Origin of the sequence: Butyrivibrio sp. INlla21 (assembly GCF_900116875.1) — a bacterium.
In the GTDB taxonomy this organism is placed as follows: domain Bacteria; phylum Bacillota; class Clostridia; order Lachnospirales; family Lachnospiraceae; genus Butyrivibrio.
In genome coordinates this window covers 110,304-136,963 of the sequence record NZ_FPCC01000002.1, presented here as the reverse complement: position 1 = coordinate 136,963, position 26,660 = coordinate 110,304, and the positions used below count along the sequence as shown (strand labels likewise).

The window sequence follows — 26,660 nt, the reverse complement described above, 5'->3', positions numbered from 1 at the left end:
TTTATGTAATTTTCAAAACATATAATAGCACAACTTTTGCAAAAAAGAAAAAGATGTCGGCCTCATATCAATACTTATACTCCACCGTCTCACCGTGACCGTTTGTATATTTAACGACATTCTGCTCAGGATCAAAGTTTTCTAGGCAGGTATATTTGAAGAAGTTGTATTTATCACTGTCTGCGGTGAGCGAAGAATAATCGAAATCACCGTCATATATACCGCGAATAAGAATTGAATTAAGGTCTCTCGGAACATCAAATCCGCTGCTGTTTCGCTCCTTAGTGTTCATCAGGAAGTAATCCAACACTAAATTTCCCTCTGAAGCATAAGGAATTGCCCATGTCACATCAGAAAAATATCCCTCACCGTCCAACCTTAAATATACCCACGCATGAGCTTTATTATCAGCTCCGACAGTAAATGCATCAATATTACACTGCATCAAAAGATATGCATATGCAGGAGCAAGCCCCGAACAGATTCCGGATCTGTTTTTAAAACAATTATATGTTCCGAAAAGTCCGTCTCCTTCACCTTCCGCAAAGTCGCCGTTCATATCGTCATTATATTCAAAATGATGCGCCACATAATCATATATAGCCAGACATTTTTCAAAATCCGTATAATCTGTTTTGACACAGTCTCTTAAGATTCCTTCTATGTCCTGCTCAAACGCCTTTTCTTTTTCAAGGAATTCATCGACAGATATCGAATAGGATATAGTTCCTTTTCCGTCCTGATATGTACCCCTTTTGATAAACTCGGTCGCAACAGGGAAAAGATTTCCCAGAACACCCATATCCGTGCACCATTTAAATGCCCCTTCACTTGAACATTCAAATGTATCTTCTCCGGATCTCAACGCATCAACAAGCTTATAAAAGGACTCCCAATAATCCATGGGATAGGTCGGATACAAGCTTGCCACAAAGACATGAGGGTTAAAAAGATAATGTCCCTCCCCGTCACTGTAATTCTCAGCCTGAGACTCATCAAGTTCAAGCTCATCACCTGAAACAGGACCATCGGATAAAACATTCTCATCCGTTTCGGAAGACTCTGAAACCGGCTCAAGACCGCTCTGAGCATCAAGCTGCTCAACCATCGCATTGATGCTGTCTGCATTTTGGCCGCCTTCATAAGATTCATCAATGCGGCTTGTAGAACTGCAGGCCGAAAGCACCACTGCGCACAACAATACAATACCAACTATTTTCTTTTTCATTTCCCTAATTCCTTAAAACTTCTTTTATTCTTTTGGCATATTCCTTCGCGCATCCAAAAATATATCCCAATCCTTGAGATATGAGCCGATGGGAACTATCTCATCAAACAGATTGACGTATCCCTTTAAAGACAACGCCTTTTGATGAAGCGTTTTGGATCTGCCCCAGACAAGTATCTGTGCCTTTCCTTTGCCGTTCTTGGCTTCCTGAATGAGATTGGCTGCCGCACTGTTTCCGTCAAAAGCAACGACCATGGACGGTCTTCTCTCAAATATCTCGTAGTTAAAGCTCTTGTAGATTCCCATGCCCTGAGCTTCCGGCGAAACACGTATGCTGACGCCCGCTGCGATCAGCTTATCTCTCTCTGCCTTGGAAATAACGGCGGGAACAACGGCGTATATCTTAAAACCTTTTTTGTTGTGATCAACCAGATATTTCTCATATCCCGAAAGCTTATGACCTATCACAAAGCATATCTCCTCGGGTGAAAAGTGTTTGATCAGAGCGTCAAGTTGTGCCTTTCCTTCGGGTGTAACTCTTGTAGCTCTCTTCTCCGTATTAAAACTTCCACCAAGAAGAACAACGGGAGTGCAATCCCATGTTATCTCGCTCACATGCTCTTTTAACTCAGTATATGCATCAAGACCTCCGGTCTTGGCAAGCTTCTTGCCTATCTTGACGGCCTTCATTTTTTCAAGAAGAACTTCCTCCATATCACGTCCGTCAAGAAGCGCATTGTATCTATCCGACTTTTCAAAAAAAGCCTTCTCACTTCTTTCTATAACTTCTTCCTCCGACCTCTTCATAAGAAGCATATCTTCTTCGGAAAGGTCCAAAAGCTTTTGCAAGGAAAGCTCTTCATCTATTGAGTTCGTCCCGTAAAGCGCTGCTCCATCCGTTCCCTGAACGCATTTTATGCCTTGTTTAAGATACGCTCTTATCGGATGTTTATCAAGTGAATTAAGATTATTTAATCTGACATTGCTTGTAAGCTGGAACTCAAGTACCACACCGTTTTCTTTTAGCTGCTTAAGCACGGCTTTTCCCTTGGCGGATCTTGGGCTGTAAGTATAAAGTCCGTGTCCGAGGCGCATGTACGGCATCTTCTGTCCGGGCGCCAAAGAATCTTTTACGCAAGAGATACTGTGTGCGATATTATCCTTCTGGCTGTCGTTCTCACCCGCGTGAACTCTTATTACAAAAGACGGATCTTTCGCAGCTATCTTAACTATCTCTTTAAACGCGGGCTTTAAAGTGATGATGTCGTTGATCTCTTCTCCGACAAAGTCGCAGCCGGCAACGTACGGATCAAGTGCAGTCGCCTTAAGCACTTCGAGGTTCTGCGCAAGATAATCGGCCGGTGTCACGGCGTCTTTTATGATTGTAAGAGGAATCCTTCGCATTGCGGCAAGGAAACGGATCATCACACCCGTCTCTTTGTAGATCTTGGGCATAACATCATGAACCTGCCTTAGCATCTCAAGCGACTCATACTTCTTAACAAGCGTCGTATCACTGATCTCGGCGTACTTTATGCCATATCTTTTATAATTGCGCGCTATCCAAAGGAGCTTATCTTGGAAGATTGTATTATTGCAGTAATCGGGATTTTCCTTATCACGAAGCATCCGGCGCAATGTCTTTTTCACATCTTCATCGGGAATCTGCGAAACATCGCCGATGTCTATCTTATCCTCGCTCTCTTCTCCCTTTGTAAAAACATATCTGTAGAGATAGACCTTCTCAAGGTTGGTAAAAACAGCCTGTCCGTCTTTGATCACAGAAAGTGAGCCTCTTATCTTAACGATGTTGAGCTCCGCATTGTCCAAGTTATTAAGGATAAGATCCGCGAAATTTATGAAGGTCCTGTCGTTGATCTTTCTGTCGAGGTACTTGCCCTTAAGATCCGAATAAACGAACTGTCTTGCAACCTTTTCTCTCTGGGCGTTAACTCTTTCCCACTGCTCGTCGGTGAGCTTCAGATCGAGTTTTTTGACATAGTATAAGGGATAACGTATCTGATGATAGATTCCGAGCGCAATAAGCACATCCGCAGGCAGATTGCCGTTCATATGTGTGTGCAGATCGGAGCGGAATTTGAGCTCTTTATTTATGAAAGTCTTGAATATGATCTTATCTTTTTCAAGGCTGTATTCTTTGGACTGACTCATCAAAGTCTTGGCGATGGCGGGCATCGTTGCAACAACATTTACACTTCCGTCGGGATATATTCTTGCCACTTCCGTATCTCCCAGGGAAAAGATATAGCTCTCTTCGTTACTTCCGTCGATATAGCAGGGAACCTCGCCCTTTATCACAAGCATTCCGTTGGCGTCCTCTGAAAGCGGCAGCTTAAAGGTTCTCGCAAGATTCCTTATAAGGTTTCCCGAGTGATGATTGGGCGTTGACAATATGTAAAAGAGCTTATCCAAGTCCTTATAAAGGCTTACGATAATATCTTTTTCATTATCAAGAAAAAAGCATGTGAAATACGTCATATAGGCTCTCCCTCTTCACGCGAATCAATCAGACTAAGTATTTTTAATATTATACTACAAAAAATATATGCTCTGCTCATGTGAAAATCCCCGCAGAGTTGCCACTCTCTACGGGGATTTTTCGCATAATGTATTATGAAATCTTCCAACCTACCGCTTGACGACGCGAGTCTATAAATCTCTTGTAAATACCATCCTCTGCAGCAAGTTCGCTGTGTTTTCCTCTCTGAACTATCTTTCCGTGGTCAACGACAAAAATCTGATCTGCATTCTTAACCGTCTTAAGTCTGTGTGCGATCATAAGAATTGTCTTTTCCTTGGTGAGCTCTTTGATCGCGGTCATAAGCTCTTTTTCATTCTCGGGATCGACGTTGGCGGTCGCCTCATCGAGAATAATGATCGGCGCATCCTTCATGATGGCTCTTGCAATAGAGATACGCTGGCGCTCACCGCCCGATAAAGAAGCTCCGTTCTCTCCGATAACGGTATCATACCCTTCGGGGAGAGCCATGATAAAGTCGTGGCAGCAGGCTTTCTTGGCCGCTTTGATCACTTCCTCCAAAGGAGCATCGGGATTTCCAAAACGAATATTATTGGCGATCGTATCATGGAAAAGGAATACATTCTGGAATACAAAGCTGTAGTTGCTCATAAGTGAGTTCATCGAATATTTCCTTACATCTTTTCCGTCGAGGTCAACCCTTCCCTTATCTACATCCCAGAATCTTGCGATGAGATGACAAAGAGTTGTTTTTCCGCCGCCGGAAGGACCGACAAATGCAGCGCTTGTTCCCGAAGGAATAGAAAGCGCAATATCATCGATGATCTTCTTTTCATCATAAGCAAAGTCAATATCGTTTACATCGATGTCACTGTTATCCGCTGCAATATCATCTCCTTCAATATCCATAGGCTTAATTGCAAGAATCTCATTTTCTCTTGCAACGGACATGTCTACAATTCTAAGGAGGGCGGAAAAGCTTCCCGTCGCCTCAAGCCCCTCAAATACCTGGAAGGACATAATCATCATGATTATCGCGGTTACAAGATCCATACTTCCGTTTATGTAGAAAATGCAGGAAGCAAGTGTGATCGCTACTCCCGTTATCTTAAGTACACCTCTTTCATACGGAACAAAAGTATTGGCTGAGATCTCAAGATCAGTGCATACGTTAGCGGCCTCATCAATACTGTTGTTGAGTTTCTTGCGAGCGTTTCCGATAAGGTTATATGCCTTAACTTCGGGAATTCCCTGAATGTATTCGATTATATTGGCAACAAGTGTCGAGTCAGCAACTATCTTTCTTGCGGAGATCTTTTCGCCGTGCTTTCTCATTGCATAGTTGATGAAAGCATAGATTATTATTCCGGCCAAGCTGATAAGTCCGATACGATAATCAAAAATAAAGATAAGAAGCATGATGACGCTTGTTCCAAGAATTCCCTGCGTCGTGACCATAACAACTCTTGTCGCAACGTCTCCAAGTGCTTCCATCGTGTTGGTGGTTACGGAAGTTATCTGTCCGAGACTGTTCTCATTGAAATATCCCATAGGAATAAATCTTAGATGCTCGGCAATATGAATTCTTTTATCTGCACATTCACCATAGCCGCCTCTGCACTGAAGCATTGTTGAAAAGCCTTTTAAAGTTGCTTCCAAAGCAAGCGGAACAGTCATGATCAAAAAGCCGATGAGTATTGTCTTTTTATCTATAGTCCCGTTAATGAAATTCATGAGGATATATCCCATTGCGGGGAATTTCATCGCTCCGCAAAGTGCTGCGACTATACTGAGCACAAGTGCTATATAAAATCTCTTTCTGTTTTTTTCGGAACAAAAAGCAAAAAATCTTTTGAGCGTTGCTATCATTATGCGACACCTCCTTCCGCATCACTGTCCTTGGCGGAAATATGAGCTTCCCACATCTTGGAATAAAGTCCCTTCTTATCAAGAAGCTCTTTGTGAGTTCCCATTTCTTCAATATTTCCGTCGTTGATCACAACGATATTGTCGGAATCAATAATAGTTGAAAGTCTGTGTGCGATAACGATAAGTGTCTTGCCTTTGACAAGTTTCGCTACGGAAGCCTGAATAACCGCCTCGTTCTCGGGGTCGGTATAGGCAGTTGCTTCATCGAGGATCACTATCTTGGCATCTTTCATCATTGCTCTCGCAATGGCAATTCTTTGTCTCTCGCCGCCGCTAAGATGCGCACCCGATCCTCCGACTACGGTATCGAATCCTTTTTCAAGTCCCATGATAAAGTCATAGCAGCCGCTGTCTTTTGCTATCTGCTCAACCTGAGCGTTGGTAGCGCTCGGATTGCCCATTCTGATATTCTCTCTTACGGTAGTATCAAAAAGGAAATTGTCCTGAGATACATATGCGACCATATTGTTGTAATCGCAAAGTGACATATCCTTGATGTCGACTCCGCCGATCTTGATGCTTCCCTCATCAGCATCCCAAAGAGATGCTATAAGTCTTGCAACGGTTGATTTACCGCTTCCCGAAGGGCCTACCAAGGCTGTTATCGTACCGGGCTTGATATCAAGGTTTATTCCGTGAAGAACTTCTTCATCCTTGTATCCGAATTTCACATCTTTGAGCTCTATGCCGTTATCTGCAGGATATGCCTTACTCTTTTCGGGTCTTTCAAGCTCTTTTTCCTCAAGGACTTTATCTATATCTCCGAAGATAGCCGTAGCTTTTCCTATATCGTCACTGTAACCCATTGCAACAACAAGAGGTGAAGCAAGGCCTGCAGCGAGAATAAGGATGTTGATGAAATCCACGAAATCAAGACTTCCGTTTAATGCATAAAGAGCTCCGACGGGAAGAACCGCAAGAAGTGTAGCGGGCCCTATTGCGGTAGCAAAAGCATGAGGAACTATGCAGGATCTCATCCAATCAACGAAGCTTGCCGCATTCTCATTGGCCGCGGAAACAAATCTCTCGTATGAGCTCTCTGCTTTTCCGAACGCCTTTATGACTTCAATTCCTCCGATGTACTCAACGGCTGTGTCATTGAGCGCCTTGGTTGAATCCTGAGTTCTCTTAAACGGTGTCTCATAGTCCTTGAACATATAAGCCATGGCAGCAAAAGCTATGGGGAGTGTTGCAAGTGACCAAAGCGCCATTCTCCAATCAAGTCTTATTATGAAAATGAACATGATAATAGGCGCACTGATATTAGCCGTGAATTCGGGAACAAGGTGAGCAAGAGTTGTCTCTGTGGAATCAACTCTTTCAACTATGATGTTCTTCATCGCTCCCGAAGGAGTATCCAGAACAGTTCCTAAGGGAAGTCTCGAAAGCTTGTCGCAGAGCGCCTTTCTTACGTTTCCTATAAGCTTAAATGTAGTTTTGTGTGAAATGTTGGTAGATATTGTATGGAAAAGAAGTCTCAGCACCCAACAAACCGAGATGAAGATTGCCATCTTGATATAGAATGAAATCTCTTTATTTCCATTTACAAGATTCCTTACCACCTGTCCCATAAGTATGTAGGGCGCAAGTGCAAAAATAACGCCGATAAAGGCTACGATCATGCTGGCAATATACTTACTTTTATATATGCCGGCGAACTTGAATATATAATGCAATATATTCTTTTCTTTGGTTTGACCTCCCATATAAGTCTCCTCCTTATTGATGTGGATAATGATAATAATTATCAGTTAGCGATTGCTAACATTGGTGTCAAAAAAAAAGTGAACGATGTTCACTGAAACAAAGTCAGTGTACACCGTCCACCTATATCTGTCAAAGCTTTTTTAGTTTACTTTGACTCGTTCTTATCAACCTTGATATCTACGCCTGCGCCGTTAAGATTAATGTTCTTATTAACCTTGGCATCATATGTGCCGGCCTTCATGATCTCGGTGAAATCAACACCTGTTGCTTCCGACATGGTATCAAATACCTGCTTCATAACAATAGGCATATTTCCTGAAATCTGAGTTGCGCCGTTTGTTCCGTCGCCTGTTCCGTAGATATTGATCTTGTCGATCTGAGAAAGAGGCTTTGCAATCTCTGCAGCCATCTGAGGCATGATCTTGATCATCATCTCAGCCATGGCAGCACCGTTGTACTTCTTGTAGGCTTCTGCCTTTTTCTCCATTGCTTCGGCTTCGGCGATACCTTTTGCCTTGATGGCTTCGGCTTCCGCTTTACCTTTGGCTGCGATACCTGCTGCCTCAGCATCGTACTTGGCTTTGATACCTGAAGCTTCCTGCTCTGCAGCATACTTCTGAGCCTCAGCCTGAGCTCTTTTAGCATCGGCTTCACGCTCCTGCTCGTACTTGGCAGCTTCAGCTTTCTTCTGACGCTGAATAAGTTCAGCCTCAGCTTTTTTCTCAGCCTGGTACTTCTCGGCATCGGCTTTTTTCTCAACCTCAGCTGCAAGTTCCTGCTGCTTTACAATAACTTCTTTCTGCTTAAGTTCTGCTTCGCGCTCCGCTCTTGCAATCTGGGCATTAACAGTTGCGGCCTGAATGGTCTTTTGCTGTTCCTGCTCCTGAATTGAATAAGCTGCGTCTGCTACAGCGCTTGCGGTATCGGCCTGCTTTTTAAGTTCAGCCTGCTTGATGGCAAGTGCGTTGTTCTTTTCGGCAATCTCTGTCTGTGCAATAACTCTTGCATCGTTGGCTGCTTTGTCAGCCTCAGCCTGAGCGATCGCTACGTCTCTGTCTGCCTGTGCCTTAGCAATAGCGGCATCTTTCTTGATCTTAGCTGTGTTGTCCATACCAAGGTCATTTATAAGACCGTTCTCATCAGTAACGTTCTGGATATTACAAGAGAGGATCTCGATACCGAGCTTGTTCATATCTCTTGAAGCCTTCTCCATAACCTGATCTGAGAAGCTGTCTCTGTCGGTGTTGATGGTCTTAAGAGCAAGTGTACCGATGATCTCACGCATGTTACCTTGTAATGAATCCTTAAGGTCATTTGTGATCTGCTCGGGTGCCTTGTTAAGGAAGTTCTTAGCTGCAAGCTGTATAGCTTCCTGGCTTGTACCGATCCTTACCTTTGCAACCGCATCAACATTTACATTGATGAAGTCATTTGTAGGAACCGACTGCTCTGTCTTGATATCAACAGTCATCTGTCCAAGATACAATTTATCGACTCTTTCAAAAAACGGGATCTTGACGCCTGCACGACCTATCAAGATTCTTGGCGCCCTCCGCATACCTGAAATGATAAATGCTTTGTCCGGAGGCGCCTTCACATATCCTGCCGCAACTACGATAAGAAGCACGGCAATAATTGCTGCGATAATAATAATACTAATGGTATTCATACTGTTCCTCCTTTAATTGAAACATGTTGTTTTGTATGAATACATTGTATTGTAGGCTACATGCGGGATACATAGTGACCTTTGCAAAAAGCCCCTGTTTATTTTTCTTTTCTTGAAAAATAAACAGAGGCTTTAATTCTCTTATTCTTTATACAGTTTTTCTAAGTCTCACTCTATCTCTGTGGCTTTTCTCAGAAAACGCAAAGCGCTTTTTAAGTCTGTTTTTATCCAGATTCTCACCTATAAAGACGCACTGACAATCCTCAACCGGAGAAGCACCAACTTCATACATTCTGTCTGCAAGATCAAAACGAATAAGTTCACCTCCGGCCCAAAGTGTTCCTTTGGCTCTTGCAATATTTCCAAACTCTCCGTGAAGGCAATCTTCCAGCAACATGACAAGCTCGGTCGGACTGTGAAATCCGACACCGTCAAATGTTACCTGAGAAAAAGAGCTGCTTGGGTTTTTGGTATCTACGGTATTGCTCTTTGTCTCTGAAGCTCCCGCTTCCATGAGCTCTTTCCACCAATCGGCATCCATGTTTTTGTAATGCCCGGGTAAAAGCTCTGCATTTGGATTTATCGCATGTATCTTATCCGAAACTGCTTTTATGACACCTAATGATTCGTGCTCGCATTTTGAAAAAGCAATTATCTGTGCCGCTTCTATCTGATTCTTATATAGCTCCGGCCACTGCCTCATGTTGTCTTCAAAGTTTGAAGGAGACAGAACCGTTACAGGCTTAAGGAGCGAAATATCACCGTGAAGGATCGGTTTTAGATTATCAAGGATGCTTCCAAGCTTTCCTACTCCCGTAGGTTCTATTACCAGATATTCCGGTGAAAGAGATGCATAGACAGACAATACCGAATTGACAAAACTGTCTTTCATGGTACAGCATACGCAGCCTTCCATAAATTCAAGGATCTGCAGGCTTTCACCTTGGGAGTTTTCTTGCTGCAGTTCTTTTGAATCTATGTTATTGTCTCCGTATTCATTTTCCATGATCACTGGATGAATGTCTGTTTTATGTATCAGTTCTTTTATAAAAGTTGTTTTTCCTGCTCCGAGAAATCCGGATATAATAAGTATCTTCATTACGCTTACGGCTGATTATCGAGAATAACTACAGGTTTAATGAGATCTGCGGGCTTATCTTTCATAAGCTGCAGTGCTTCGGGAATATGCTCCCAACCATGGAATACATGAGTGGAAAGCTTACTTACATCAAGCTTACCTGATGAAATAAGTGCTCCGAGTTTCTCCATACGAAGTCTTCCGCCGGGCATAAGTCCGCCTGCAAGCTGCTTGTGACCCATTCCAACGCCCCATTCAACACGAGGAATCGTGATATAATCACCGCTTCCGAGATAGTTGACGTTACCGATCTTACCGCCTGCCTTAAGTGACTTAACCGCAGACTCAAAGGTCTGAACACCGCCACCTGCAACGATAACTCTGTCAACGCCGACTCCGTTTGTCATTTTAAGAACCTGCTCTTCAATAGTTCCGTTCTTGTAGCTGATGAATTCATCAGCACCATAGAACTTAGCTGCATCAACACATTTAGGACGTGTTCCGACAGCAATTATACGTGAAGCGCCGCGAAGTCTCGCGCCGGCAACACTCATAAGTCCTACAGGTCCTATTCCGATAACGAGAACCGTATCACCGAACTGAACGTCGGCAAGCTCTACGCCGTGGAAACCTGTGGGAACCATATCAGACAACATACATGCATCTTCAAGTGACATTCCTTCAGGCATGTGTGCAAGGTTACCGTCTGCATCATTAACGTGGAAAAATTCAGAATCGAGACCATCCTTGAAATTGGAGAACTTCCATCCGGCAAGCATTCCGCCTGAGTGCATAGAATAACCTGCCTGTGCTTCAAGTGAATTCCAATCAGGTGTGATAGCGGGAACAAGAACCTTGTCGCCGGGTTTGAAGTCTTTTACCATAGCACCGACTTCAACAACCTCAGCACAACCCTCATGTCCGAGAATCATGTTGTGGCGATCGCCAACAGCACCTTCCCAAACAGTGTGCACATCCGATGTACAGATAGCGATAGCGAGCGGACGACAGATTGCGTCCATGGGTCCACATGCCGGGCGGTCCTTCTCTATCCAGCCGACCTCCCCGATCTTAAGCATAGCAAAACCTTTCATTATTTCCCTCCTTTACATTATTAAGTCCATAAATACCCCAAGCTAGATATATTCATTATAAAGGAAGATGATAATGTTTGTCATTAGTTTAACGATAATTTCGTATTTTTTTATTCATTAATTTGACAGATGTTTTAAGAGTTCCTCTATAGAGAGCTTTTTACCGGTCTGCCTCTCATAGATCTCATCAAATGAAAGTCCTTGATCGGCAGGATTGAGGTCAACGTCTTTGGTCTTTCCTTTCCATCTGTTTCCTTCGGGAAGGAAAGTGTATGCGAGGTTATGCTGTTCCCACTCGTAGGCCATATCCTCCGCAGTTCTGTATGACTGCATATCGCTTCCGTGAATAGGATGTTCTGCGATAAGTGCCTCGCAGATAATAGTGATATCTGCTGTATTATCTATCAGATATGAATCAATAATCTTCCAGTTATCTGTGGTATAGATTGCCGAGAATTCCGATCCGTTGTAAGAAAAAGCGTAATTCTTGCTTCCGCCGTCAACGCTGTGGAGATTGATGTCGGAAGTACTATTTAATATTCCCGCACCAAAAGAAGAGGCAGCACTTCCCGAATCGCTCCGCGCCTGTGTCTTTCCGGGTTCTGTTCCTGCATTATCCGCATTTTCGGAAGCTGCGCTTTCTTCCGCGTCAGGTTCCACGACTGCTTCTCCCTCAGGCTCATTATTTTCGTCAGTCTCCTCGTCATCGGATGATATGAGTTTCTCAACCTTGGAAGAAAACTTTGAAACAAGCCTGGATGCTTTTTCCTTATCGTTTTCATCAAGTGCATTGGTAAATACCAGTCCGCAACCTATAAGAGCAAAAGAGATAGCAAGAAAGATTGCCAGTGTCTTAAAATATAAACTTATTCTGCTTTTTGTTTTTTTCTTCATTCTTCGTCTAGCCATAGCGTAATTATATTCCGTCATATAAAAAAGGTCAAAATCGTCCTACTATTAAAGCATATAAACCCTTTACACAGCGGCTATATTGTTGTATTTTGGACACAGGAGGAAATAATATGTCAGAGACTATAACACTTACAATACCAAGGCAAAAGACCATCGCTCTCATCGCCCATGACGGCAAAAAGGGAGAGCTCATTCAGTGGTGCAAAGCCAATGCTCATACACTTAAAAAACATTTTCTGTGCGGAACGGGAACAACAGCTCGCATGATAACAGACGCAACCGACCTTCCGGTAAGAGGTTACAATTCAGGTCCTCTCGGAGGCGACCAGCAGATCGGTGCCAAGATAGTGGAAGGAAAGATCGACTTCGTTGTTTTCTTCTCGGATCCTTTGACAGCGGCACCCCACGATCCCGATGTTAAGGCTCTTATGAGAATAGCACAGGTTTATGATATTCCTTTTGCCAATAACAAAGCGACGGCAGACTTCCTCATAAACTCAACACTTATGGATGAAGAGTACGATCACGATGTGATCAACTTCAAGCAGAATATCGCCAAAAGAGCTGAGACTCTTCCGACTGATATGTCAAATTGAACTTTATTATAAAATCAAAGCTCTGATGTTGAAATAAACCTCAACTTCAGAGCTCTTTTTTGTTTCTTCTTTTGTTATCACTGCAAATCTTCTATTATTGCATATACATGTTCAAACTTGGATTCATCCAGATTCAATAAATATTGTATGACAGAATTCATTTTAGCCGGATTGTTATTACAATAATCAAAAAATTCACCCGGAGTGACGCCCAAATACTCGCATATATAGAAAAAAGCAGACATGGAAGGCAGTGATTTACAATTCTCTATACCATTTATATATCCGGCGTTCTGTCCCAATGAAAGGCTCATATCTCTTGCAGAAATGCCTTTTTGTTCTCTAAGTTTAGACAAGCGCATTGCAAACTCTTTAGCAAAAACGCTCTCATTAGTGTTCTCAGCCATAAATCCCCCTTTAATAAAAGTATTGTATCTTTTAAATCGGGATAATATATCGCTTCTTATATTATATCTTTGTTGCAATATCGTTTTGCAAATGATATTCTTGTCATGATATCACTTTACTTGCTATATGAACGAGGGGGATTTATATGAATAACTACAGAAATATCATCGAGATAGATTTAAAAGATCTTTTCTTTCATCTGATAAAGCACTATCGAATAATGATCGCTGCTATTGTCATTGGCTGTATTCTTGGAAGTGTATTCGGAATCGTAAAAGCAACCGCTCCCGAGGATGTCAAAGAAGAATCATCCAAACCTCTTTTAACCGATAAAGAAATCTATGAGGTCAACTCAGCGGTAGTAAATTATAAATCTCTTTTCAGCCGATATAATGAAGTTCTTGACTACAAAAACAATTCACCGCTGATAAAGATAGACGGGTACAATACTCACATAAGCACTTGCACCTATCTGATAAGCGGTTACGATAATTTAAACTCTATAACCGTAGAATCAAATTCCATTACAAACATAAATAATTCGATAGAGAAGAATATCGCTGACAACATTATTTCCTTATATTCATCCGAACTCAAAAAAACTGATTCTATAGCTTTGATCAGAGAGGCTATCGGAAAAGAGATTGATGATAAGTATATTAGCGAATTATATTCAATCACCAAAAGCGGATACAGCATAATGAATGTCACTACTTACGGTCGAACCAAAGAGGACAGTGATAATTTATTGCAGAGCTTAATGCAGATAATCGAGCAAAAAGAAAACATCATCAAGGAAAGCATTCCTCATGAGATAGTAAAATCGAGTTTGTATACAAGCTGTGAAAAATCAAGCTATATAATATCATGTCAGGATTCTGTCACCAATCAGCTAAAAGATCTGAATAATTCAATGATTTCCGTGACATCCAATCTGACCGGCGATCAAAAGAATTATTTTAAAGAACAATTGGAAGAATCAGATATAGACTATGGTATCGAGCCCCCGGAAGAAAATCATATAGAAATAAAGACTATATTAAAATATGGGATTATGGGATGCATGGCTGCCGTATTTATTGCTGTAGTAATTCTAAGTCTTAAATATATTATGTCACAGACAATTAAAGTTGAAGATGACATAAAATACGCATTCAATATCCCTGTGCTCGGTTCAATCCGTAATAATCATTTTGATAAGAACTTAATTGCAAGCAGCATCAATGCAGTAGTAAATGTACACTCCGCCAAAAATATATGTATAGTGTCATCCTATTCTGACGAAACGGTTGAAAATAATAAAGCAAAAATAAGTGACGCTCTTAAGGACAAAGGAATCCAAACAATAACATGCCATAGTATTATGGATGATTCAGATTCTCTTGATAAAGCAATCTCATCAGACGCTATAATACTCATGGAAACTATACAAAAATCCAAGTATGAAGATATAGCAAAAACAATTGAATTATGCAAAAACTATCATCTCTTGCTTCTTGGCTCTATACTTAACTATGAATAAAATAATCCCATCTTCTTTTCTATTGGAAGATGGGATTTGTTTAGTTCTATAATATAAGATGTAATTCTCGCGAAAAAAGACCCTGCATTTCTGCAGAGCCTTTATAGTTAGTTCCATGTGTCATCTTCGTAGTAGTACCAATTATCACAGATTTTTTCTGAGCGATAAATATGTCGGTTACCTGTATTTTCACACCTATCACCCTCTTGTGGTGTACCATATTCTAATAGTTTTCCTGATGGTGAATAATATATACCACAGAAAAAGTTCCCTTTCCTTTCTTTTAGTGTTATATAAACATTATCTTCACTGTCCAGACTATTATGTTCAACAAAAATATGATGAATCTTTATATCAGAATAAAGTTTATCTATATTACTACTCGTCGGTAATTCTGTTCTATTTCTATATATTTCCACCTTATCTTCCTGCCACTCTAACAGTTGCTCAGATACCTCTGTTAAGTATTCCCGATTGTCGATGGTATACTGTTTTAAATCAGCCAACTTTATATAATGAGCTTGTTTATTTAGATACAACGCAAATAAAATGACTATAAATAAGCTAACCCCTATTAATATCACTATTTTCGCCGATTTTTCGAAGCTTTTCTTCAGATTTGAGTCGATTTTCAACTTGTTCTTCACTTGGGAATCCCTCCTTTCGCCACTCTATTCCAAGTTCAATTGCTTCATGGTCTTCTGACATATCCCCCATATAAGGAAGAGTTGGCATGAAAGGCAAATCCATTTTATCGTATCTTTTTACTTGAACCGCCGCACCACCCGCATATAATGCAAATTCAGGATAATATTTAGCGCCAATATAAGAATAGGTTACATTACCTAGTGTACCCGGGTCCATAACCTGTCCGTGATATAGAAAGTACTTATTATCCCCTTCAGGGTATGGTACTTCAGGAAATTCATTTTTCCACACTCCTTTTTGCTTTATATCCATATCTCCACCCGTTTGCACTTTCTCAATAAATTTAGACGTAAAATCAATAGAACATGCTGCAGGATACAAAAATCTAGATTCATTAGATTTTTTTATATCATCAAAATATTTTTCTTGTTCTTTAAGCCACTTATCTATCTCCTCAGTATAGTCAGGTAAATTTGCATCCGGAGTATTATGTAGCTGTAACTCAGCAAGAAGTTCTCCATCCTTATTCTTTTCTCTCTCAGCTTTATAATGCTCCCGTGCTAATTTTAAACGTTCCTTTAGTTTATCTATATTGTATATTTCGCTCTCAGGTAAATTTAAGAATGCGCCTGCATAATAATCTTCACGAGATATAGACAGGCTGCCATTTTCACAACCGCAGTAAGTATTACCTACCGGCTTTACAAACGCATTTGGATTTGCCACACTTGGATATGGGATTTTAGGCATTGGCGGCGTTGGTATAGATGGCTGTGGAATTCCGAACACTGTAACATTTTGGTTCCAATAAGTCATTTTCTTACTCCACTTTCCATTTATAAAAGCGTTCTTAATAAATTGTAATTATAATAACACATTCACAAGTAAAGGAGCAATAAAAAGAGCCTATCCGTAGATAAGCTCTCCATCGTAGATATTAACAATTTTACAGATTTTTCAATCTCCATATCACACCTTCGGAAGAACATGTTCTAAAAGAAACTCTTACTTAATATCATCTACAAGACTATGTTTGCCGTCTTTTGACTCATATACAAACACTTCGCAGTTCTCAGGGCGTGGTCTCCAAATGAAGCCTCTTTTGGCATTTTCAAGGTAGCCCCTTATAGGACGTATGATCCCGCCGTGGCAAACTACAAGTACGTTCTCGTAATCCTTTTTTTCAAGCTCAGAAAGGAACTCGGAAGTTCTTTTAACCATGCTCTTAATGCTCTCAACAGTCTTGGGCGCAGGGAATATCTCGGGAAACATCCAATAAAGATTCATCGGAAGTGGAAGCTTCATATAATTGGCTTTCTCGTACTTACCAAAGTCGGCCTCAATAATCCTCTCGTCTTTTATTATATCTTCCTGCGCATATCCGCTTATGATAGAAGCCGTCTGAATCGCTCTGATAAGAGGACTTGCGTATACAGCATCAAACTTAATGTCTCCTATCTTTTCTTTTGTTGCCTGCGCCTGCGCCGTTCCGGTCTCATTAAGCGGAATATCGCTTCTTCCCTGCATAAGTCTGTCTCTGTTGTAATCGGTCTGGCCGTGTCTTGTAACGTATATCTTCATCTGTTCTTCTTTCCATAATCGGGTTTCATGTTTTTAAGTTCCTCGTACAGTACTTTATAGTTGTCGTATCGAACCTTGGCTATCTTGCCCTCTTCGACCGCTCTTTTAACCCCGCAATCGGGCTCTGCGATATGAGAGCAACCTCCGAATCTGCACTCAGGCTCATATTCCTCGAACTCAGGATAATAATTCATAAGATTATCCGTCGTAAGATCAAACATCCCAAGCGATGTAAATCCGGGCGTATCTATGACAAATGTGTGCTCGCCGCCTTTCGATAATTCTTTTACGTAAAAGAGCTCCGAATGCCTTGTCGTATTCTTGCCTCGCTCGATCTTCCTGCTGAGCTCTCCTATTTGCATCTGCGCATCGGGAACAAGCTTATTTAAAAGAGATGACTTACCGACGCCGCTAGGACCCGCGAGAGTCGTAGTTTTGCCCTTCAAAAGCTCTTTTAACTCATCAAGTCCCTTTTCCTCTTTGACGCTGATAAAAAGAACTTTGTAGCCACATTTCTCATACGCATCATAGAGCTCTTTCTGCTCCTCTTCCGATGCGATGTCCTGCTTGTTAAAGCAGATAATAACGGGGAGGTTCTGCTGCCTCATCATGATAAGAAAGCGGTCCAAAAGATTGTAATTGGGATTGGGCTTAACTATAGCAAACAAAATAACCGCCTGGTCAACGTTGGCTACAGGCGGTCTTATAAGTACGTTTTTTCTGGGCAATATCTCATTAATATTACCCAGCTTTTTTTCTTCATCAATGATGTCGATACCAACAACGTCACCGACTAGCGGTTTGATATTGTCTTTTCTGAAGATGCCCTTGGCCTTACATTCATAGATTTTGGTATTTTCCGTTTCTATGTAGTAAAAGCCGGCTATCCCTTTAACGATTCTTCCTTTGTTCAAATTGATCAGTTCCCCTGTGTGAAATTCACAGCTACTTCGTCGACAACTTCTGTAGTCTGTCCGCCGGTCTGCTCGCCTGTATCAGGGTTTGTGGACACGGGAGTTGTCACAGTATATTTATATACTATTCTTCCGGTCGGTGAAGCAATATCGGTGTATTTGATAGATACGGGAAAATCCGTATACTGAGTGTCCATTATTACAGTTCCGTCCGATGAAATAAGCTGTACATGAACGGGAATGCCGGGAGCATAGCCTTTTCCTGCAGGTGGTGCCTTGATCTCACCGTTAAAGCTGTACTTTACATTGGCAGGTCCTATGGAGTGCTCCAAGTGGATCGCCGTTCCCTTATCAACCATCTGCCCCACGGGAACACTCTGTGCACAGATCTTATCCGTAAGATTAGGGTCATTGTTATTAACGTCGGTAGTTCTTCCTTCTTGAAGTCCTGCTTCGATAAGTGTAAGCACGGCTTCCTCAGAATCCATACCTATAACATTGGGTACCGCAACCTTTCCTTCGTCATTTGTGGAAGCTTCCGCTTCTGCTGACGCCTGATAGTTGGAACCGTCACTTACATAAACGGTTATGGTATCTCCGCTTTTAACCTTTTTGCCTGCTTCGGGCTTGGTTGATACAACTGTATCCTTGGGTGCCTTATTATCGGGATCGGCTTCTTTCTCAATCTTGAGATGCTTATCATCTACAAGTATAAGCTTAGCTTCCGCATAAGACTTACCGGTAACATCGGGAACCTGCATAGTTCCGCTGCTGTTTTCTTCTCCGTTTTCTTCTGTCGATGCAGAGGATGAAGCAGTTGCGGATGCTTCCTCATCGCCTCCGAACAATCCCATTCCTCTTGCAACAATCATGATAACAATAAGTCCGATGATAAATGCAGAGAAAATAGCCATTCCGATAGTCATCTTCTCTATCTTACCCGACTGAGGGTCAAAAGAACTCCTTCTTCTTTCTCTGTCTCTTTCATAATAATAATCGTCATCGAGCTCATCATCGTAATCTCTCTGAGGTCTCTTTCTTCTGGGCTCGTAATCATCTTCATAACGGTCGTCACGGCGATCCTTCTTGTAGGAGGTCTCTCTGAGTCTCATCTGCTCAGTTTCAGACAAACGCATACTTCCGGTGTCGACATGTCCCGCAAGAGACTCCTCGTGGTCGACTCTTGTAGCACCCTCTTCGTCGGGATCTGTAAGCGTAACAAAATCCTTATCGGGTGTGATGAGCGATCTCTTAAGATCTGTAATAAGCTCAGCTGCGCTCTGATATCTTCTGTCAGGGCTCTTCTGGCAGCACTTAAGAACGATCTTCTCAACGCTGATCGGAATCTCATCGTTGTAATCCGCAGGAGTGGGTAAATCCTCCTGAATATGCTTAATAGCAATAGCTACCGTAGTATCTCCGTTAAACGGAACTCTTCCCGTGAGCATCTCAAAGAGTGTGATACCAAGTGAATAGATATCACTCTTGGCATCGCTGTAACCGCCTCTTGCCTGCTCGGGTGATGTATAGTGAACGGATCCCATAACATTGGATGTGATGGTGTTGCTGGTCGCAGCCTTTGCAATACCGAAGTCTGTAACCTTAACCTTACCGTCCTTGGATATCATGATATTCTGCGGCTTGATATCTCTGTGAATGATATTGTTGTTGTGCGCAGCCTCAAGTCCCATAGCAACCTGGATTGCTATGCTGACAGCCTCTTTAACGGAAAGACGAGCCTTTTTCTCAATGTATTTTTTGAGAGTGATGCCATCAACAAGTTCCATTACAATGTAGTTGATACCATCTTCATCGCCGACATCGTACACGTTAACGATATTGGGGTGCATAAGGCCTGCGGTAGACTGAGCTTCTACCCTAAACTTGGATACGAAGTTTTCATTCTCCGAAAACTCCTGCTTCAGAACCTTAACAGCAACAAGTCTATTTAATTTATGGTCTTTGGCTTTATACACATCGGACATTCCGCCGGTACCTATCTTCTCAAGTACCTCATAGCGATCGCCGATCACCATTCCTATCTTAATCATTCAAGTCCTCCATCGCGCACGCGTTCTTCAGCAAACGGTTCGATCAAAATAACGGCTATATTGTCTTTGCCGCCGTTATTGTTTGCTGCAACAACCAGCTTCTGGGCTTTTTCTATAATATCTCTCTGGCCGCTTACGATCATGCGTATCTCTTCATCGTCAAGCATGTTGGTAAGTCCGTCAGAGCACATAAGTACAATGTCTCCGCGATTTAACTCCACGGTAAAAAAGTCGATGTCAACAGTATTGGTGGCACCGATCGCCCTGGTGATGATGTTCTTGTCTAGGTGCGTCCTTGCGGTTTCCCTGTCAATTCCGCCCATCCTGACCATTTCCTCAACCAGCGAATGATCTCTTGTTATCTGTGTGATTTTATCATTGATGACATAGAGTCTGCTGTCTCCGACATTGGCAACCTGCAGATACCTGCCGAGCACGGTGCAAGCAACAACGGTCGTACCCATACCAAAAAGATTGGGGTTCTCCGCTGCCTTCTCTCTGAGCTTCTTATTGGCAGTCTTGATCGCTTTCTCCAATATCTTGACAGGACTCTTTTCAAAAGACCTTTCGATTTCTTCAACCATAGTGTCTACCGTGTATCTCGACGCATAGTCTCCGGCGTTGTGACCGCCCATACCGTCAGCTACGATAAACACGTTGGAAAGATTTCCGATCTTACTATCGGATGAAAAGACATAGTCCTGATTCAGTTTTCGCTTTTTTCCAATGTCCGTAACGGAAAAAGTCTTTAACAAAATCTTCCTCCCCGGGGATCAACTTTTTTCATCAACAAAATAAGCAGGTACTACTATTTCTCCTCCAAATGTCTCCTGCGAAGCTGTCCACAGGCTCCATCAATATCCCTGCCCATTTCTCTTCTAACTGTAACACATCTCTTAATTCATAGCAAATACGCAACTTTGCATTGTCGTCTTGGTAACTGGTTCCCACTTTGGTACCCACCCTAGATAACCATCTGTGAAAATTTGTTCATCTCATTTGCAAGTTCATTATCGGAAATGTGAACATAATAATTCAGTGTAACGGTGATATCAGAATGGCCAAGTATCTTTTGTAATGTCTTTGGTTTCATTCCAGATTCAATACACCTAGTTGCAAATGTATGACGAAGTTTGTGAATTGAGAATGGCTCTATATTCGCCTTTTCACATATTCGCTTAAGTTGCATGTTGTATACAGCTCTTTTTATTGGTTTTCCCTTATTTAAGAAAACGAACTCACCCTGCTTATCCGTAGATAGCAGAATATCAATAGCCTCATCGGTAAGGTATATATCCCTATAGCCATTCTTCGATTTAGGTTCCCCTATTATGAACTCTCCATGGTCTTCTAAGTATGAAGCGGACCTCTGTATTCTCATATTCCGTCTCTCGAAGTCTATGTCGCTCCATTTAAGACCGGTAAGCTCGCCATACCGTAGCCCAGTCTGCAATATCAAAGCAAACTGGCTGTAGTACTTGTGCTTCTTGGCTTCTTCAAGGAATATCCTATGCTCTTCTCTAGTTAAATACCTAGTATCCTTAAATACAACGATTTTCCCAGATAATTTAACCGACCGTGTAACTGGGTTCGATTGGCAAAGACCATTCTCTACTGCATAGGCAAAAAGCAGATGCATCACAATTCTTGTTTGATCAATTGTGGATGACTTCTTATCACTAAGTTTCATCTTATTAAGCACTTCCATACAATGGTATGGCTTAACTTCTTTAACACTTAGTCTGCCTATTGAAGGTCTTATCCAAGTATTATACTTAGATTTGTAAGAAACCTTTGTGTTGATTCTAACATCTGTCATAAGGTTTTCTATCCAGTAGTTAAACCAGTTATTTACAGATATATCATCAAATATGGAAGATTCCTTTTCTTCAGACCCTTTTACTTTAGAGACCCATCTTTTGGCTTCGGGAAGAGTATCAAATACTTTTGAGCATCTGTTACCGCTTCCTACCCTGACCCTCGCTAAATATGTTCCGTTTTCTTTTTGGCTAATGCCTTCCGGTAATTTCTTACCATTTATTCTCATTCCCATTATTCTAGTATCTCCTTTCAAATAGGAACGAGATATCATAAAATACTATACTCTCATTCCTCCCATTTGTCGATGATTGTATAATTACATAGGATGTGGTCGTCTATATCCCCGAAATGGAAAAAATGATAGGGCATGTAAATAATAAGAAAGAGGATATTAGGTTATGAGCCCAATATCCCCTACAAGTCATACGTGATTGATTGTTAGGATTAATTATCCTAAAGTTTATGGTTTACTTGTATATTAAATCAGTGTCGCTCGACTACAAGCGTAATTCTCTTTTTCTTCTTGATCTCTTCAGGATCTGTTGTTATGACAAAGGTCATCGAATCTGCAGCTTCGTTGACAACAATCTTGCCATCTCTCTTTATGAGATTACGTATAGTGCTTACGAACTGAAATATACCAATAGTTACTACAAATATAATTACAAAAAGCTCTGGATCTATCACTACTATTACCTACACAGCTGATTTACAATGGTTTGGACTTTATTATAGTCGTAACCCGCCATTGTCAGAAGTTCCTTTCTTGTGGGTTTTGATGAAGCTGTTCCCCATTTACCTTCGATAACTTCTTTAGCTATCTCTCTATCAGTCTTCTTAGCTATTGGATTAAGGTGACTGTCTGCCATAAGATTAACGACTCCGTCGAAATCTACATTAAGGTCGACATTCCCTTTAATGCCTGCAACTCTTCCCTTTGATGAGTATTGCCAAGCAACAGCGTATTTAATAGGATTAAGTGATGAATTAGGATTGTAAGCGCCAACATCGTTTGAAGGATACCTTGCAATCCAGAAATCATAATCCTGGGAAAGAGAATATCCATCAAGTACATTATTGAACCAATCCTTGTTGCAATAGATACCAACATAGTATCCAGCTGCCTTGAAAAGGTTATCGTAGATATGAACTAGTCTAGTAAAGTAATCTTTACCGATGGCTTTTATGTTCTTATCCTCAAGATCAAGCCATATGCCATATTCAAGTCGTCTACCTTTAAGCTTTTCAAGAAGCATAGTAGCATCTTTAACGGGATCTGCTACCGAGTGTCTTGCTATGTATATATATACTCCCCTTGCAAGACCGTTCTTTCCTGCCTCAGCGTAGTTGTATTCGAAACATTCGTCGATACGATGGCTTTGAGCCTCGTACTGTGCTTTCATTACGACGAACTTCTTTCCTGATGCAGCCACCTGCTTCCAATCGATTTTACCGTTGTGATGGCTTACATCTATTCCGAGTACCTCTCCCATATAATTCTCCTCTTTTGTTCTTAAACACCTGATACATAATCAAAGAGGTTCTTATTTGTCTCAATAAGATGTCTCATCTCTTCGAGCGCAATGTCAACCATCTTTGAAAACTGGTTAAATGTGATTATTGCAGACATGATTGGATACTTAGATGTAAACCAGTCATATACTTGTCTAAGCTTGATTGTTCCAGTCTTAGAACCGTACTGCTTTTCTGCTTCAAGGCATACATAAACAAGAAGGTTCTGAATGTTTTCTTTCTTAGACAGAAAACTAGTCAGCCCTACTATTGCCAACAGAATTATCAGTATCATCTCCCAGTTGTTTGCCAAAAATACCATCATCGCCAATTTCTCCTTTCTTGAGTTTTAATCTTTTTATCATTGCAAGCATTAGTAGTTCTCCACCAAAGCATGAAAAAAAGCAGGTTATTAGCGTGCTGCTAAGTTCCTGCTCCATAAGTACTTGAACTACTATTGCTACAATTGTGAATATAATTAAGCTAGATAAGCTGAAAATGACATACTTATCAAGTGCTGATACTTTCTTTTTTGGTTTTTTCTTACTTTTCATATTTATTTCCCCCATTTTGAGATAATAAAGGACATACGAGTATTTCATTCTGAGATTAAGGAGTTTGGCAAGTAGTAATCTATATTTGTAGGAGGTCGGTTGATTTTGGCAGAAATCAAGAGCGCACATGAGGGGTAGTTTGACTCTCGCATGTCCTTTATTAGAAAGAGCCACGTCCAAATGAATGAACGCAGCCCTAGCGCTAAGACACTTAGCGTCTTCTATCAAAAATTATCTGTAATTCTGATTAATCAGCTTACGGATTGCTTCTCTTTCTTGATCAGAGCTAGCATGTTTCATTGCCTCTTCAAGATGAGAATAACTTGATTCGTCACTATCCATGCTATATCCGCCATTTCCATATCGATAGCTCATATTAGAACCTCTTCTAGAGTATCCTCTATTACCACCACGATATGAATTTCCGGATTGATAGTCTCCCATCATATTCATCTCTTTCTCCTCGATTTCAAATAGATCCTTCTTAATATCGACGAGTTTATAGAGATTAGCAAGGAGCGTATCGTTTAGCTCTTTATGATCTGATATTTTATCAATCTCGCAATCTACGAGATCATGTAATTTATCATAATCCATGTCATACCTCCTTTCCTCAGTCTAAATCAGGTCTTGCAAATATGATGTTTGCATTCTGAACCTGAATCGCCTGATCTGATGTGTTTCTGACAGTTACTGTTTCACAACAGCCATTCCATATTTCAACATTTGCTGCTCTGCTTACATTGAAATACTCATCTACTGCTGCAGGAGTAACAATCATTGTAGTTGCAGGAAGTGTTGCGCCGTCAATTGCTATCGCAAGAGAGATTGGTCCAACTGTTCCACCTGTAGGGATAGAAACGTTAGCACCAAAATCTACAAGATATGATGCTGAGCTATTCCTACAACAACCACAATTACATCCACTTTGAGGTATGAAACCGGATAAAAGGAAGTTACCTGTATCGTCTCTGTGTCTTACAAGGCCATTCCTGTTAGGCACAGGAGATTCTGTAAATATTACAGATTCACCAGGGTTAACAACCTGAATAGCATTTGCGCTAAATTCAGACATGTAATCACCCCCTTAAGTCAAGCTGCATCCGCAACCGTTATAACCATAGTTAGTCCAAGGTGCTGGAACCACGTATGCAGGACGAGGAGTAGGGGATAAATACTGCTCGAGAGCAGTTGTCTGTGCTTCGTTATTAGCAAGTATAGCTGCCGTCTGAGCATTCTGAGAGGCTGAAAGCTGTGCCATATTGAGCTGTTGACGGAGATTTTCAATCTGCTCGTTCTTAGCGTCAATCTTATCCTGACACATCTGATCTAATATTCTCTGTGTTGAAGCGTTATTTGCTTCGAGAACATCTCTAAGTGCGTCTGATACTGCTGCTCTGTCAGCGCATGCCTCTCTAGCAATATCTGCTCCAAGGTTTGCAGTTGCTAGTCTATTCTCACAGCAGCAATTAGCGAACTGTGAAGAGAGACTATTCATTGACTGGATATTAGCAATCTGGTTCTGGTATCCCATCTGTATGTCAGCAATCTGTCTTGCATTAGCCGCTGTTTCTGCATTTGCAAATCCGGCAGCCTGCGATGCAGCAAGAGTATTAATACCACTCATAACTGCAGCCTGATCAAATCCCTGCTGAACGAGAGGATAAGCGTTTCCACCAACGCCTCCATTACCATTCCATCCGCCCATAAGTGCGAAAAGGAACAGAACAATAATCCAGATTCCTCCATCACCGGTTAGACTTCCAAAGCCATTTCCATTGTTTCCTACTACTGCCGCAACATCGGCCGCGGACAATTCACCACTTGATAAGCTCATAGATAACACCCTCCTTACTTGAGCACTCCAGTCAGGCTCTTAGCCATATTCTGAAGATAGTCAAATTGTTCCTGTGTCATCCTGCCAGAATTCAATAATTCCTGAACTTGCTGTCTCGGATCTCCTATGAAGTTTTGTTTGAATTGTTTAAAATTGGAAACTAAATTTCCAAAAGGATTGCCCCCATTTTGAGGCATCATCCCGTTAAGCAATGGATTAGCCATTTTCGTCTAATGCCTTTCTGCTTCCTTGTTTGTTACCGTTGTAATTCTTTTGCTTGTTTGAAGAAACCATGGCTTTTAACTCACCAAGCTCCTGAGTCAACTTATCGAATTCCTCCTTAGTAACATAGGAAGTGGTGTCTACTGATATGTTTTCTTCATCGGGTTCCTCAACAAGCTTAAATACTTTAAATTCTTGAGTCTTACCCAATTTGTCAGTGACTTTCCTATATACATATGGTTTCTGATCGTCCAAAAACAATCCAGTTTTCTCAGGAGCCATAGGATAGACCTTGGCGCCTTCCTTTCCCTGCACCCATACGAAGTAGTTATCACCTCGTGGTTGATTAGGGATCTGTTGTGAAGTTGGCATCATTTGGTTTGGTATCAATCCCATATTAGGATATGGATTGAATCCGTAATCGTAATAACTCATACGAAATGCCCTCACGCTTTTTAGGTATGCAGTTTCTTATTTTCCGGTACAAAGAAAAAAGACACCGGAATATCTGCTCCGCTGTCCCATGTATCATAGTAGTTACCATCTATAACAGTTACTAGATGTGTACCCGTAACGACTATATCATTAGCCTTCGTGTAGTCACATGTTGATAAGATGTAAGTCCCTTTATTATTCATTCTTGAGAACCTATCTACGGTTAAGCAGTTCGGACATTCGTTATCGACAAGTTTCTCACGAAGGCCTAGTGACCTTAAATATTCTTTCCAAACTCTGTTGGAAGACGGCATATCTGCCATATCTCTTGATAGAAGGCACAAATCATCATGTACTTTGTACCAATCCATGTTAAGTGCCGTAGATATTGCCCGTATGACGCAATCTCCAACATTTAACATTCGGGGGTTGGCGTTATAGT

At 41.4% G+C, this 26,660-nt stretch carries 28 protein-coding genes; 2 read left to right on the top strand and 26 right to left on the bottom strand.

The genetic code is table 11. From position 1 onward, the window contains the following. Nucleotides 1-67: 67 nt before the first annotated feature. The 8 genes from BM377_RS00780 to BM377_RS00745 form a co-directional block, all read right to left on the bottom strand. Nucleotides 68-1,228: a transglutaminase domain-containing protein gene (locus BM377_RS00780; protein ID WP_092242233.1), complete on the bottom strand. Its 1,161-nt coding sequence runs from the start codon at nt 1,226-1,228 to the stop codon at nt 68-70. A gap of 24 nt (nt 1,229-1,252) precedes the next feature. After that, nucleotides 1,253-3,727 carry an amidohydrolase family protein gene (locus BM377_RS00775; protein ID WP_092242231.1) on the bottom strand — a complete coding sequence of 825 codons (2,475 nt, stop codon included), beginning with the start codon at nt 3,725-3,727 and terminating at the stop codon, nt 1,253-1,255. Nucleotides 3,728-3,860: 133 nt separating this feature from the next. Then, nucleotides 3,861-5,597 carry an ABC transporter ATP-binding protein gene (locus BM377_RS00770; RefSeq protein WP_092242228.1) on the bottom strand — a complete coding sequence of 579 codons (1,737 nt, stop codon included), beginning with the start codon at nt 5,595-5,597 and terminating at the stop codon, nt 3,861-3,863. Further along, nucleotides 5,597-7,363 (bottom strand): ABC transporter ATP-binding protein, encoded by a 1,767-nt coding sequence (locus BM377_RS00765; protein WP_092242224.1) that lies wholly within the window; start codon nt 7,361-7,363, stop codon nt 5,597-5,599. The genes BM377_RS00770 and BM377_RS00765 overlap by 1 nt, the downstream gene beginning before the upstream one ends. A gap of 146 nt (nt 7,364-7,509) precedes the next feature. Beyond that, nucleotides 7,510-9,033, bottom strand: a complete 1,524-nt coding sequence (locus tag BM377_RS00760) for a flotillin family protein (RefSeq protein ID WP_092242221.1) — start codon at nt 9,031-9,033, stop codon at nt 7,510-7,512. Nucleotides 9,034-9,181: 148 nt separating this feature from the next. Next, entirely contained in the window at nt 9,182-10,132 is a 951-nt protein-coding gene (locus tag BM377_RS00755) for a CobW family GTP-binding protein (protein ID WP_092242213.1), read from the bottom strand. A 5-nt stretch (nt 10,133-10,137) separates the two neighbouring features. Then, nucleotides 10,138-11,205, bottom strand: a complete 1,068-nt coding sequence (locus BM377_RS00750) for an NAD(P)-dependent alcohol dehydrogenase (protein WP_092242205.1) — start codon at nt 11,203-11,205, stop codon at nt 10,138-10,140. Nucleotides 11,206-11,322: 117 nt separating this feature from the next. Next, nucleotides 11,323-12,114 (bottom strand): hypothetical protein, encoded by a 792-nt coding sequence (locus BM377_RS00745; RefSeq protein WP_143104442.1) that lies wholly within the window; start codon nt 12,112-12,114, stop codon nt 11,323-11,325. A 113-nt stretch (nt 12,115-12,227) separates the two neighbouring features. On the opposite strand from BM377_RS00745, the gene BM377_RS00740 reads away from it, so the two are divergent. Continuing rightward, entirely contained in the window at nt 12,228-12,713 is a 486-nt protein-coding gene (locus BM377_RS00740) for a methylglyoxal synthase (RefSeq protein ID WP_092242199.1), read from the top strand. 77 nt (nt 12,714-12,790) lie between these two features. On the opposite strand, the gene BM377_RS00735 is transcribed toward BM377_RS00740, so the two are convergent. Beyond that, nucleotides 12,791-13,120, bottom strand: a complete 330-nt coding sequence (locus tag BM377_RS00735; RefSeq protein WP_092242196.1) for a helix-turn-helix domain-containing protein — start codon at nt 13,118-13,120, stop codon at nt 12,791-12,793. Nucleotides 13,121-13,266: 146 nt separating this feature from the next. Here BM377_RS00735 and BM377_RS00730 point away from each other — a divergent pair, with 146 nt between their 5' ends. Further along, nucleotides 13,267-14,643 carry a hypothetical protein gene (locus BM377_RS00730; protein WP_092242194.1) on the top strand — a complete coding sequence of 459 codons (1,377 nt, stop codon included), beginning with the start codon at nt 13,267-13,269 and terminating at the stop codon, nt 14,641-14,643. A 107-nt stretch (nt 14,644-14,750) separates the two neighbouring features. On the opposite strand, the gene BM377_RS00725 is transcribed toward BM377_RS00730, so the two are convergent. The 17 genes from BM377_RS00725 to BM377_RS00645 all read right to left on the bottom strand — a co-directional run bounded on the left by BM377_RS00725 (nt 14,751) and on the right by BM377_RS00645 (nt 26,541). Next, nucleotides 14,751-15,227, bottom strand: coding sequence for a hypothetical protein (locus tag BM377_RS00725; protein ID WP_092242193.1), 477 nt, complete (start codon nt 15,225-15,227; stop codon nt 14,751-14,753). Next, on the bottom strand, nt 15,208-16,107 hold the full coding sequence (locus tag BM377_RS00720) for a polymorphic toxin type 44 domain-containing protein (protein ID WP_092242192.1): 900 nt from the start codon (nt 16,105-16,107) through the stop codon (nt 15,208-15,210). The genes BM377_RS00725 and BM377_RS00720 overlap by 20 nt, the downstream gene beginning before the upstream one ends. 189 nt (nt 16,108-16,296) lie before the next feature. Next, complete coding sequence (locus BM377_RS00715; protein WP_092242189.1) at nt 16,297-16,872, bottom strand: histidine phosphatase family protein; 576 nt, start codon at nt 16,870-16,872, stop codon at nt 16,297-16,299. After that, nucleotides 16,869-17,786, bottom strand: a complete 918-nt coding sequence (rsgA, locus tag BM377_RS00710) for a ribosome small subunit-dependent GTPase A (protein ID WP_092242186.1) — start codon at nt 17,784-17,786, stop codon at nt 16,869-16,871. The genes BM377_RS00715 and rsgA overlap by 4 nt, the downstream gene beginning before the upstream one ends. 5 nt (nt 17,787-17,791) lie before the next feature. Then, entirely contained in the window at nt 17,792-19,837 is a 2,046-nt protein-coding gene (gene pknB / locus BM377_RS00705; RefSeq protein ID WP_092242183.1) for a Stk1 family PASTA domain-containing Ser/Thr kinase, read from the bottom strand. Continuing rightward, nucleotides 19,834-20,592: a Stp1/IreP family PP2C-type Ser/Thr phosphatase gene (locus BM377_RS00700; RefSeq protein WP_092242180.1), complete on the bottom strand. Its 759-nt coding sequence runs from the start codon at nt 20,590-20,592 to the stop codon at nt 19,834-19,836. The genes pknB and BM377_RS00700 overlap by 4 nt, the downstream gene beginning before the upstream one ends. 209 nt (nt 20,593-20,801) lie before the next feature. Continuing rightward, entirely contained in the window at nt 20,802-21,890 is a 1,089-nt protein-coding gene (locus BM377_RS00695) for a tyrosine-type recombinase/integrase (RefSeq protein WP_177223752.1), read from the bottom strand. A 251-nt stretch (nt 21,891-22,141) separates the two neighbouring features. Next, the gene (locus tag BM377_RS00690) at nt 22,142-22,345 is read right to left on the bottom strand and encodes a hypothetical protein (protein ID WP_092242175.1); all 204 of its coding nucleotides are present in this window, start codon (nt 22,343-22,345) and stop codon (nt 22,142-22,144) included. 5 nt (nt 22,346-22,350) lie between these two features. After that, a complete protein-coding gene (locus BM377_RS00685) occupies nt 22,351-23,151 on the bottom strand; it encodes a GH25 family lysozyme (RefSeq protein ID WP_092242171.1) in 801 nt (266 codons plus the stop codon). 20 nt (nt 23,152-23,171) lie between these two features. Then, on the bottom strand, nt 23,172-23,495 hold the full coding sequence (locus tag BM377_RS00680; protein WP_143104441.1) for a hypothetical protein: 324 nt from the start codon (nt 23,493-23,495) through the stop codon (nt 23,172-23,174). Next, nucleotides 23,425-23,724: a hypothetical protein gene (locus tag BM377_RS16100; RefSeq protein ID WP_143104440.1), complete on the bottom strand. Its 300-nt coding sequence runs from the start codon at nt 23,722-23,724 to the stop codon at nt 23,425-23,427. The genes BM377_RS00680 and BM377_RS16100 overlap by 71 nt, the downstream gene beginning before the upstream one ends. 231 nt (nt 23,725-23,955) lie before the next feature. Then, nucleotides 23,956-24,321 (bottom strand): hypothetical protein, encoded by a 366-nt coding sequence (locus BM377_RS00670; protein ID WP_092242161.1) that lies wholly within the window; start codon nt 24,319-24,321, stop codon nt 23,956-23,958. A 16-nt stretch (nt 24,322-24,337) separates the two neighbouring features. Continuing rightward, nucleotides 24,338-24,799, bottom strand: coding sequence for a hypothetical protein (locus tag BM377_RS00665; protein ID WP_092242158.1), 462 nt, complete (start codon nt 24,797-24,799; stop codon nt 24,338-24,340). Between the two features lie 12 nt (nt 24,800-24,811). After that, nucleotides 24,812-25,561, bottom strand: coding sequence for a hypothetical protein (locus BM377_RS00660; RefSeq protein WP_092242157.1), 750 nt, complete (start codon nt 25,559-25,561; stop codon nt 24,812-24,814). 14 nt (nt 25,562-25,575) lie between these two features. After that, complete coding sequence (locus tag BM377_RS00655) at nt 25,576-25,785, bottom strand: hypothetical protein (RefSeq protein ID WP_092242154.1); 210 nt, start codon at nt 25,783-25,785, stop codon at nt 25,576-25,578. Next, a complete protein-coding gene (locus BM377_RS00650) occupies nt 25,778-26,218 on the bottom strand; it encodes a hypothetical protein (RefSeq protein ID WP_092242151.1) in 441 nt (146 codons plus the stop codon). Before BM377_RS00650 ends, BM377_RS00655 begins: the two co-directional genes overlap by 8 nt. Before the next feature lie 20 nt (nt 26,219-26,238). Beyond that, nucleotides 26,239-26,541 carry a hypothetical protein gene (locus BM377_RS00645; RefSeq protein WP_242948055.1) on the bottom strand — a complete coding sequence of 101 codons (303 nt, stop codon included), beginning with the start codon at nt 26,539-26,541 and terminating at the stop codon, nt 26,239-26,241. Nucleotides 26,542-26,660: the final 119 nt, after the last annotated feature.

Bases quoted from the DNA above. Each gene is read 5' to 3' on its own strand.
- BM377_RS00780 (WP_092242233.1), bottom strand. From the start codon at position 1,228: ATGAAAAAGAAAATAGTTGGTATTGTATTGTTGTGCGCAGTGGTGCTT.
- BM377_RS00775 (WP_092242231.1), bottom strand. From the start codon at position 3,727: ATGACGTATTTCACATGCTTTTTTCTTGATAATGAAAAAGATATTATC.
- BM377_RS00770 (WP_092242228.1), bottom strand. From the start codon at position 5,597: ATGATAGCAACGCTCAAAAGATTTTTTGCTTTTTGTTCCGAAAAAAAC.
- BM377_RS00765 (WP_092242224.1), bottom strand. From the start codon at position 7,363: ATGGGAGGTCAAACCAAAGAAAAGAATATATTGCATTATATATTCAAG.
- BM377_RS00760 (WP_092242221.1), bottom strand. From the start codon at position 9,033: ATGAATACCATTAGTATTATTATTATCGCAGCAATTATTGCCGTGCTT.
- BM377_RS00755 (WP_092242213.1), bottom strand. From the start codon at position 10,132: ATGAAGATACTTATTATATCCGGATTTCTCGGAGCAGGAAAAACAACT.
- BM377_RS00750 (WP_092242205.1), bottom strand. From the start codon at position 11,205: ATGAAAGGTTTTGCTATGCTTAAGATCGGGGAGGTCGGCTGGATAGAG.
- BM377_RS00745 (WP_143104442.1), bottom strand. From the start codon at position 12,114: ATGGCTAGACGAAGAATGAAGAAAAAAACAAAAAGCAGAATAAGTTTA.
- BM377_RS00740 (WP_092242199.1), top strand. From the start codon at position 12,228: ATGTCAGAGACTATAACACTTACAATACCAAGGCAAAAGACCATCGCT.
- BM377_RS00735 (WP_092242196.1), bottom strand. From the start codon at position 13,120: ATGGCTGAGAACACTAATGAGAGCGTTTTTGCTAAAGAGTTTGCAATG.
- BM377_RS00730 (WP_092242194.1), top strand. From the start codon at position 13,267: ATGAATAACTACAGAAATATCATCGAGATAGATTTAAAAGATCTTTTC.
- BM377_RS00720 (WP_092242192.1), bottom strand. From the start codon at position 16,107: ATGACTTATTGGAACCAAAATGTTACAGTGTTCGGAATTCCACAGCCA.
- BM377_RS00715 (WP_092242189.1), bottom strand. From the start codon at position 16,872: ATGAAGATATACGTTACAAGACACGGCCAGACCGATTACAACAGAGAC.
- pknB (WP_092242183.1), bottom strand. From the start codon at position 19,837: ATGATTAAGATAGGAATGGTGATCGGCGATCGCTATGAGGTACTTGAG.
- BM377_RS00695 (WP_177223752.1), bottom strand. From the start codon at position 21,890: ATGGGAATGAGAATAAATGGTAAGAAATTACCGGAAGGCATTAGCCAA.
- BM377_RS00685 (WP_092242171.1), bottom strand. From the start codon at position 23,151: ATGGGAGAGGTACTCGGAATAGATGTAAGCCATCACAACGGTAAAATC.
- BM377_RS00680 (WP_143104441.1), bottom strand. From the start codon at position 23,495: ATGATGGTATTTTTGGCAAACAACTGGGAGATGATACTGATAATTCTG.
- BM377_RS16100 (WP_143104440.1), bottom strand. From the start codon at position 23,724: ATGAAAAGTAAGAAAAAACCAAAAAAGAAAGTATCAGCACTTGATAAG.
- BM377_RS00670 (WP_092242161.1), bottom strand. From the start codon at position 24,321: ATGGATTATGATAAATTACATGATCTCGTAGATTGCGAGATTGATAAA.
- BM377_RS00665 (WP_092242158.1), bottom strand. From the start codon at position 24,799: ATGTCTGAATTTAGCGCAAATGCTATTCAGGTTGTTAACCCTGGTGAA.
- BM377_RS00660 (WP_092242157.1), bottom strand. From the start codon at position 25,561: ATGAGCTTATCAAGTGGTGAATTGTCCGCGGCCGATGTTGCGGCAGTA.
- BM377_RS00655 (WP_092242154.1), bottom strand. From the start codon at position 25,785: ATGGCTAATCCATTGCTTAACGGGATGATGCCTCAAAATGGGGGCAAT.
- BM377_RS00650 (WP_092242151.1), bottom strand. From the start codon at position 26,218: ATGAGTTATTACGATTACGGATTCAATCCATATCCTAATATGGGATTG.
- BM377_RS00645 (WP_242948055.1), bottom strand. From the start codon at position 26,541: ATGGCAGATATGCCGTCTTCCAACAGAGTTTGGAAAGAATATTTAAGG.